The organism is bacterium (genome assembly GCA_027622355.1).
Taxonomy (GTDB): Bacteria; UBA8248; UBA8248; order UBA8248; family UBA8248; genus JAQBZT01.
Genome location: JAQBZT010000108.1, coordinates 1 through 8,847, shown reverse-complemented (window position 1 = coordinate 8,847; position 8,847 = coordinate 1). Strand labels below are relative to the sequence as shown.

The following is an 8,847-nucleotide window of genomic DNA, read 5'->3' as shown; positions in this document are numbered from 1 at the left end:
CCCCAAGAGTTCACATCGACGGGGAGGTTTGGCACCTCGATGTCGGCTCATCGCATCCTGGGGCTGTAGCAGGTCCCAAGGGTATGGCTGTTCGCCATTTAAAGCGGTACGCGAGCTGGGTTTAGAACGTCGTGAGACAGTTCGGTCCCTATCTGTCGTGGGCGCAGGAGATTTGAGGGAAGCTAACCCTAGTACGAGAGGACCGGGTTGGACGAACCTCTAGTGTTCGAGTTGTGGCGCCAGCCGCAGCGCTCGGTAGCTATGTTCGGAAGGGATAACCGCTGAAAGCATATAAGCGGGAAGCCCCTCCCAAGATGATATCTCCCTGGACTTCGGTCCCTTAAGGCTCCTTCTAGACCAGGAGGTTGATAGGCCGGAGGTGCAAGCACAGCGATGTGTTTAGCTGACCGGTACTAATTGGCCGTGAGGCTTGACCGATATGCATTACTATTATCGAATCTTGTTCGGCTTTCAGGGCTGGGCGTTGATTCAACCCATCTTACGCGGTTCGATTGTCGAAAATTTCTCAAGAGAATTTTCGAATTCCCGGTGGCTATTGCGGCGGGGCCACACCCGTTCCCATCCCGAACACGGAAGTTAAGCCCGCCTGCGCCTATGGTACTGCCCTTAAATGTGTGGGAGAGTGGGTCGTTGCCGGGATATAAAACAAAAAGCCCCGTGGGCTCCGGCCCGCGGGGCTTTTTTGTGTTTTTTTTGGGGGGACCGCGCCCTCACTTCATATACGTCCCGCCGTTGATGACGAGGGCCTGGCCCGTTATGTAGCCGCCCCGGGCCACCATGGCGACCACATCGGCCACCTCCTCGGGCCGCCCGAAGCGCCCGATCGGCACCGGGGAGATGCGGAGGCCCAAATCGTTGGCGAGCATATCCGTCTGGATAAGGCTCGGGACCACGGCGTTCACCGTCACCCCCTCGGCCGCGAGAAAGGCCGCGAAGCCGCGCATCATCCCGTGCATGCCCGCCTTCGAGGCCGCGTAGTGGGGGCCGACCCTGCCGCCCGTGAAGGCGGCGCCCGATGAGATGTTGATGATCCGGCCCCATCCGGCCTTCCGCATCCCCGGCATCACCGCCATCGTGCAGAGAAAGGCGGACTTGAGATTCACCTCGATCACCTCGTCCCACACCGCCTCGGTCAGCTGATCCGGCGCGCACTTGATGGCGATGCCCGCATTGTTGACGAGGATCGCAACCTCCCCCGCGCGGGAGCGGATCTCCGCCATCATGGCGTCCACCTCGGCGGCTTTCGAGACATCCGCCTGGAGGGAAAACGCCCTGCCGCCCGCCGCCGCGATCAGGCGGCAGCTCTCCTCCGCCTCCTTCCCGCGGGAGCGGTAGTTGACGATGACCTGGGTCCCTTCCCCCGCGAGCGCCGCCGCGCAGGCCCTTCCGATCCCCCGGCTCCCCCCCGTCACCAGCGCGATGCGATCCTGAAGCGAATCCATAAAAAGACCTCCCGGAAAAGGGGACAGATGATGGCCAATTTTTCTTATCGGATGGTTTTAGCCAGCAGCGGGGCGGGAAGTCAACGGGGATGTTTGATGGTAAAAGAAGAGCGGGCCGGATGAGCCGGCGGAGAGGATGCCCATGACGAAACACCCCATCCCCTGGAACGCGAAGAGCGACGCAGGGGTCTTCCTCTTCAACCAGGGAGAATACTGGTTCGCCCACGAAGCGTGGGAAGACGTGTGGCGCGAGATGGAGGGCCCGCCCCGGCTCTTCTACCAGGGCCTCATCCAGCTCGCCGCGGGCTACGTCAAGCTTCAGCAGCGCCACTACAAGGGCGCCCTCGGCAACCTCCGCAAGGGTTTGGAGAAATTCCGCGCCCTCGACGATGCGGCGGGCGATCTCGACGTGCCCATCCGCTACAAGCAGATCGTCAACCAGTCGCGCGGGGTGCGCGTCAGCCTCCTCGATCAGGGCGAGGCGAGGCTCGCCGCGAAGGCCTGGGACATGTGGCCGAAGATTCAGTACGAAGAAAAAAGCTGAGGCAAAACTTCCCTTCAGAACGTCCTACTGCTTCATTTTGACAGGCCGGTTCGCCGGATACCTGGGTTTTTGCCCCCTGAGGACGCGGGCGATGTCCTCCCCCGCGGTGCGCGCGATGGCTTCGAGGGCCTCCTGCGTCGAGCCCGCCATGTGGGGGGTGATGATCGTGTTCGGGGCGGTGAAGATCGGGCTTTCGGGATCGGGCGGTTCTCCCTCCAGGACATCGAGCGCCGCGCCGCCGAGTTTTCCCGCTTTCAGGGCAGCGGCCAGCGCCCGCTCGTCCACCAGTGATCCTCGCGCGCAGTTGATGATCAGTGCCTCTTTTTTCATTTTCGAGATGGCGCGCCGATCGATCAGATGATGGGTCTCAGGGATGAGCGGCGCGTGGAGGGAGATGACATCCGCTGCGGCGAGCAGGGCATCGAGCGCCGCCGGTTTTGCGCCCCGCGCGCGAATCTCCTTGCCGGAGAGCGCCGGGTCGTGGCCGATGACCTTCATCCCGAGAGCCGCCCCGAGATGTGCCACGCGCGCGCCTATCTGCCCCATCCCGATGAGGCCGAGCGTCTGGCCGCGCAGCACGCGGCCGGTGCGTCTGGCCGCGCCCCAGGCGCGCTCTGCGGCGACCCGGCGGGCGGCCTCGGGGATATGCCGGACGAGGGAGAGCATGAGGCCGATGGCGAGTTCTGCGACCGAATCCGCGTTCGCTCCGGGGGTGTTCGTGACGAAAATGCCGCGGGCGGTGCAGGCGGCGACATCCACCTGATCCACCCCCGCCCCGTGGACGGCGACCACCCGAAGCGCGGGAAGCTGATCGAGAAGGGAGGCGGTCAAATAGCCCGGCCGCAGGAGGATACCCACTGCGCCGCGAAATTTCCGGGCGAACGCCGCTTCTTCTTTTTCCGGTAGCTTTCGGAAGGGGAGCGGAACGGTCCGGACGGGGGCGATGCCCTTCAGCGCACGTTCGACGGGGGCGAGGGCAACCGGAAGATCGTCCGTCGCGGTGACGGCGACCCAGCTTCTGGCGGATGGGGCCATTACCTACCCGAACGGGTGGGCGTATTCGCCCTCGTAGCCGTATTCGGTCCGGGCCTTCTGCAGCGAGATCAGTCCCTCCTGCAGGTCGTGCTCGATGCGCCCCCTGGAGCGGTCCTTCGGGTCACCGTAGCCGCCGCCGCTGGGGACATCCAGGACGAGGCGATCGCCGGGGTTCATCACCCACTGCCGCTTGGGGTTGATGGGCCTTCCGTTGAGGGTGACTTTGCCCACCCGGCCGTTTCGCCCGCCGAAGAGCCCGTAGGCGGGATGGCGGGTGCGCTCGCTGAGGAAGGTGAGCAGGATCGCGCCCTCGGAGAGGGATTTGACGATCACCTGCTGGCCGTTTCCGCCCACGAATTCGCCCGCCCCGCCGCTGTCGCGGTTGACCGCCTTGCGCTCCACCAGGAGCGGAACGATGTGCTCGAGCACCTCGATGGGGGTGTTCGATGTGTTTGAGGGGAAGCAGAGGCACGCTCTGCCGTCGTGTTCCTTCGAGGCGCCCTGCCCGCCGTTGAAGTAGAAGTTGCCGGCGAAGCGCTTTCCCTGGTTGTCCACGCCCGCGGCGTTGATGGCCCAGGTGGGGCTCCCGCTCGCCGAGGGGACAAGGGCCGGCACCGCCTTGCAGAGCGCGCCGAAGATGGCCGAGGGAATGAAGTGGCCGACCATGGACCTTCCGTTGACCGGCGCCGGATAGCGGGGGTTGAGGATGCTTCCCTCGGGGGCGGATACGGTAATCGGCCGGAAGTTGCCCTCGTTGTTGGGCACCTGGGGGCAAAAGAGGCATTTGAGCGAATAGGCCGAGTAGGCGAAGACGTAGTTCAGCGTGGCGTTCAGGCCGCGGTCCACCTGGGGCGAGGAACCGGTGTAGTCCACCAGGATGCTGCTGCCCCGGACGCGCACCTCGACGCGGATGGCGAGCGGTTCGTCGTAGCCGTCGGTGTTGACCTGGAAGCGGTACTCGCCGTCGGGCACTTTCTTGATGGCCTCGCGCATCGCGTTTTCAGAGCGCTGGTAAATCGTCGAGGCGATGGCATCGAGGTCGCGCAGTTTGTATTCCTCGAGCATCTCCTGCACCCGCTTGGAGGCGAGCTTGCCGGCCACCATGTGGGAGATCAGATCGCCCTCGACCAGCTCGGGTACGCGGACGTTCGCTCGGATGATCCGCAAGATGTCGGGATTGACTTCGCCCTCTGAAACGTATTTGCACGCTGGAAGTTGGAGGCCCTCCTCGTAAATCTCCCGCACCTCCGGCGAGCGGAGCTTTCCGCCCATGTCGGTCACGTGGGTGGTGATGCCGGTGAAGCCGATGATATTCTTCTTGTGGAAGATCGGGGTCAGCGAGCTGATGTCCTGCAGATGGCCGGTCCCCATCCAGGGGTCGTTGGTGAGGACCAGGTCGTCCGGCCGGAAGCTCTCGGGGGGAAAGATTTTCAGGAGGTTCTTGGCCGTAATCGGCAGCGCCCCGACGTAGCTGGGCATGGTCGAGCCCGCCTGGGCGATGGAATTTCCCTTGGTGTCGAGGAGCACCAGGGCGAAGGTCTGGGCCTCGCGCACCGTCGTGGAAAAAGAGGTGCGCACGATTTCGGTGGCGGCCTCCTCCGCGATGGCGATGAGCCGGCTCCAAAGAACTTCCAGGGTGATCGCGTCGATCCCCTTTCGAACCATTCGATTTCTCCTATAGATCGATGATCAGGTTCTGGCTTTTGTCGACGTAGAAGGAGGAGCGCGGGCCGATAACGGCGGTGGTGACGCTCTCCTCCACAAGGGCCGGCCCCTTGAATTTTTGGCCGGGCCGCAGCAGATACCTGTCGTAAACGTTCACCTTCCGGAATCCCTTGGTTTCGGGAAGGTAGATTCGCCGGGTTCCCTTGAGAGGGTTCCGGCCGCTTCTCTTTGAGAGGTTCGAAAACCTGAAGCTGACCTTGGGATCGGGGCCCTGGCTGAAAATCCGCCAGCTGTAGACGCGGAGCGGCACATCGTGAATCGCCCTTCCGTGAACATTGGCGTAATGCTCCCGGTAGTTTTTCTCGATGATCGCGAGATGGCCGGAGGTCAGCTTGCCCGTGGGGATCGGAATGGTGATGGGATAGCCCTGCCCGCGGAAGCTGATGTCCGCCATCCGTTGGACTTGAATGTCCCGCTCGCGGATCCCGGCGGCCTTGAGAATGGCGTGGCAGCTTTTCTCCCGCTCAATCAGCAGCGCGTTGAGCTTGTTGAGATCCACGTCCTCCAGCGACGAAACGTAGCTGTCCACCGTGTCCACCTTGTAGGGCACGGTGAGCAGGCCCAGGCTGGAGGCCAGGCCCGCCCCAGGCGGGCAGATGATCTTTTTGAGGCCCACCTTGCGCGCCAGCCGGAAGGCGTGCACGGGTCCCGCGCCGCCGGTCGAAACCAGGGCGTAGTTCCGCGGGTCCTTGCCACGCTCGGAGAGCTGGATCCGGGTGGAGGAGGCCATGGTTTCGTTCACCAACTCGTGAATGCCCCATGCCGCCTGCACTTCTTCGATTTTCAGGGGCTCCGCGATTTTCCGGCGGATGACTTCAGAGGCCGCCTCGGGGAAGATTTCCATCTCACCGCCCAGGAAGAACTGCGGATCGATGTAGCCGAGAAGGACGTTGGCGTCCGTTACGGTCGGCTCCTCGCCGCCCAGACCGTAGCAGGCCGGCCCGGGTGATGCCCCCTGGCTGTCGGGGCCGACCTTGAGGAGACCCAACTGATCGATCCGGGCGATGCTTCCGCCCCCCGCGCCGGCCTCAATGAGATCGATGCACGGCACCTGGATGGGAAGGCCGCTGCCTTTCTTCAGGCGGTTCCGGCGGGCGATCTCGAACTGAAAGGTGATGAGCGGTATGCCGTGTTCGATGAGGCAGGCCTTGGCCGTGGTGCCGCCCATGTCGAAGGCAATCAGATCGCCCACGCCGCTGAGCTGGCCGAAATAGGCGGCCGCCAGGGCGCCGGCGGCGGGGCCGGATTCGAACATGCGGATCGGGTTTTTTTCCGCCGCCTTGGCGGTGCAGATTCCGCCGTTGGAAAGCATGATGTTGAGGGAGACGTTCTCGAGATTGGTTTCCAGATCTGCGAGGTAGCGCGCGACGATGGGCTGGATGTAGGCGTTCGCGACGGTGGTAGAGGTCCGCTCGTACTCGCGGATCTCCGGGCAGGCGTTGGCCGAGAGGCTGACGCTGATCTGCGGGAAAGATTCGGCGATGGCCTGTCCCACGCTTTCTTCGTGTTCCGGGTTCAGGTAGGAATGAAGAAGGCAGACCGCGATGGATTCGGCACCCTTGTCCACCAGCTCCTGAATGGTGACCTTCACTTCCTGGGTGCTGAGGGGCTGGAGGACGGTGCCGTTCGCCGAGATGCGCTCGGTCAGCTCACGCCGGAGAGGGCCGGGGACCAGCGGCTCGGGATAGTCGGGTATCAGGTCGTAGATGTCGTAGCGCGACTCCCGGCCCATCAGCAGGATGTCCTGGAAGCCTTTGGTCGTCAGCAGGCCGGTCCGGGCACCCTTTCGCTCGATGATGGCGTTCGTTGCGAGGGTGGTGGCGTGAATCGCCTGGCCCAGATCCCGGAAGCGGAGTCCCTCCTCCTCGAGAAGGGTGCGCAAACCGGCCAGCGCGCTGATGGAGGGATCGCTCGGGGTGGTCAGATATTTTCCGACCGCGGTTTTCCCCGAGGCGGGATTATAAATGACGATGTCGGTGAAGGTTCCGCCGATGTCGATGGCCGCAACCAGCCGTTTCTTAGAAGTGGAGATACTCATCTTATGGTCTATTTCCGGCCCTTTTCAAAAAAAAACGGCACCGAAGAGGGAGTCCCAATCTCTTCATGCCTTTGGAAAGTAGCGCACAGCGGCGAAAAGACACTTCTATACAAACTGACTGAAATTGTCAACAATTTTCATGGAAAATTAAGTGTAAATAATTGAATTATATTATGTTATCTGACATGCACGAAGGTTTCCCAAAACAACGGCAATTTGTATACGAAATTTCGAAAATGTAATTATATGGATGTAATATTATGGAAATATCCAAATATGTACATTCCGGAGGATACGTGATGACAGGTGGCGGCTTGAAGAAAAAGATCCTGATCGACTGCGATCCGGGGGTGGACGATGCCCTGGCGCTTGCCCTGGCGCTCGCTTCCCCTGAGTTGGAAGTCCTGGCCGTCACCACCGTGCAGGGAAATGTGACCGCCAAGGCTGCTTTTGTGAACGCCCGGCGCGCCCTGGGGTATTTTGCCTCCTCTCTGGAGGGGCTGCCCGCCCCCCCGCCGGTGCATCCGGGCGCGCCGCTGCCCCTTCGAGGCGGGCGGATCGATCACCGGATATCCTACGCCATCCACGGCCGAAGCGGTCTGGGCGATCTGTTCGCGGGCGGGCGGGGGGCACCCCGGCTGGCCCCATCTTCGCCCGCGCCGGCCGATGAGGCGATTGTCTCCCTGGCGCGAAAGCATGGCCGGGCCCTCACCGTCGTGGCCCTGGGCCCGCTGACGAATCTGGCCCGCGCGCTGGGCCGCGATCGGGAGGCGCTCGCCGGAGTGGGCCGGGTCGTGGTCATGGGCGGCGCCGCCCGCATGCCGGGGAACGCGACGCCCGCCGCGGAGTTCAACATCCACTGCGATCCGGAGGCGGCCGCCCGCGTATTGGGGTGCGGTGCCCCCCTCACCCTCGTGGGGCTGGACGTAACCCGCTTGGCGCTCCTCCCCTGGAGGCACCTCGCAGGGGGTGGTCCCTTCCGCCGGGCGCTCCGCGATCTGACGCGGCCCTACGCCGCCTTCTCCAGGCGCCACCGGGGCCGGGACGCCATCACTCTGCACGATCCCCTGGCGCTTGCCGTGGCGATTCGCCCCGATCTGGTCGCGTGCGAGCGGCGGGCGGTCGAGGTGGACTGCGGCGCGGGGCCCGCGCGCGGGATGACGGTCGTTGACCTTCGCGCGGAAGCTTCTCGGGGCGGAAAAGGGGGGATAGATGTTGCGCTCGGGCTCAGGGAAAAGGCGTTTATGTCCTTCTTCATGGCGCATTTGCGGAGGTTCCGCGGGTGGAACTCGGGGTGAGAAAGCCCACTGTCCTAGTCGTGGGGAGCGCGAACGTTGATTTCGTGGTGCGCGTGCCGCGCCTGCCGGTGCCGGGGGAGACCGTGCTCGGCGGGGCGCTCGAGCGTTTCTTCGGTGGAAAGGGGGCCAACCAGGCGGTCGCCGCCGCGCGGGCGGGCGGAAGGGTGCGCCTCATCTGCCGGCTGGGAGACGATGAAGCCGGCGCCGCCTACCGGCGGCATCTTCAGGAGGAGGAGATCGCGCCCGAGGGATTGTTCCGGGACAAAACCGCCACCGGAGCAGCGCTGATCGCGGTGGACTCCTCGGGAAGAAACCAGATCGTTGTCGCCCCCGGCGCGAATGCGCGCCTTACGGTGAAATCCCTCCGGGGCAGGGAGAAGCTCCTCGATGCCGGAGATGCGGTTCTCGCCCAGCTCGAGGTACCGCTCGAGACGGTCCGCCTCGCTTTCCGCCGGGCGCGGGCGCGCGGCGCCATCACGGTGTTGAACCCTGCGCCTGCCGCGAAGCCCCTCTCCCGTGCGCTCTTGGGGCAGGTGGACGTGCTGGTTCCCAACGAAACCGAGGCGGCGGCGCTGCTTGGCCGCAAGCGGGCGCCCGCCACCGAGCGGGCGCTCTGGCGGAGTTGCGGTGCGCTTCTGGGGCTCGGGCCGGGCGCCGTCGTGCTCACCGCCGGGGCGCGCGGGGCCCTCTTCCGGGAGGAGGCGGGCGGCGGCTGGGTCCGCCCGCCGCAGAAGATCCGAGCCG

Annotated in this window: 7 protein-coding genes and 2 rRNA genes; 5 read left to right on the top strand and 4 right to left on the bottom strand. The window is 64.2% G+C overall.

Annotated elements, in window-relative coordinates; all coding sequences use genetic code 11:
- Both O2807_07900 and rrf read left to right on the top strand, forming a co-directional pair.
- Nucleotides 1–438: ribosomal RNA gene (locus O2807_07900) — 23S ribosomal RNA — on the top strand; the annotation flags it as partial.
- 107 nt (nucleotides 439–545) lie between these two features.
- Nucleotides 546–660, top strand: a 5S ribosomal RNA gene (gene rrf / locus O2807_07895).
- Nucleotides 661–731: 71 nt separating this feature from the next.
- Here rrf and O2807_07890 read toward each other — a convergent pair.
- Complete coding sequence (locus O2807_07890; GenBank protein MDA1000422.1) at nucleotides 732–1,463, bottom strand: SDR family NAD(P)-dependent oxidoreductase; 732 nt, start codon at nucleotides 1,461–1,463, stop codon at nucleotides 732–734.
- Nucleotides 1,464–1,605: 142 nt separating this feature from the next.
- Between O2807_07890 and O2807_07885 the strand changes: the two genes are divergently transcribed.
- Complete coding sequence (locus tag O2807_07885) at nucleotides 1,606–2,007, top strand: DUF309 domain-containing protein (protein MDA1000421.1); 402 nt, start codon at nucleotides 1,606–1,608, stop codon at nucleotides 2,005–2,007.
- A 24-nt stretch (nucleotides 2,008–2,031) separates the two neighbouring features.
- Here O2807_07885 and O2807_07880 read toward each other — a convergent pair whose 3' ends face one another.
- The 3 genes from O2807_07880 to O2807_07870 are packed head-to-tail and all read right to left on the bottom strand — an operon-like array spanning nucleotide 2,032 to nucleotide 6,805.
- Entirely contained in the window at nucleotides 2,032–3,042 is a 1,011-nt protein-coding gene (locus tag O2807_07880; GenBank protein MDA1000420.1) for an NAD(P)-dependent oxidoreductase, read from the bottom strand.
- 3 nt (nucleotides 3,043–3,045) lie between these two features.
- Nucleotides 3,046–4,707, bottom strand: coding sequence for a hydantoinase B/oxoprolinase family protein (locus tag O2807_07875; GenBank protein MDA1000419.1), 1,662 nt, complete (start codon nucleotides 4,705–4,707; stop codon nucleotides 3,046–3,048).
- Between the two features lie 10 nt (nucleotides 4,708–4,717).
- A complete protein-coding gene (locus O2807_07870) occupies nucleotides 4,718–6,805 on the bottom strand; it encodes a hydantoinase/oxoprolinase family protein (protein ID MDA1000418.1) in 2,088 nt (695 codons plus the stop codon).
- A 299-nt stretch (nucleotides 6,806–7,104) separates the two neighbouring features.
- Between O2807_07870 and O2807_07865 the strand changes: the two genes are divergently transcribed.
- Entirely contained in the window at nucleotides 7,105–8,103 is a 999-nt protein-coding gene (locus O2807_07865) for a nucleoside hydrolase (protein MDA1000417.1), read from the top strand.
- Nucleotides 8,100–8,847, top strand: a 748-nt coding sequence (locus O2807_07860; protein MDA1000416.1) for a PfkB family carbohydrate kinase, incomplete at its 3' end; no start/stop codon positions are given. The genes O2807_07865 and O2807_07860, both read left to right, overlap by 4 nt.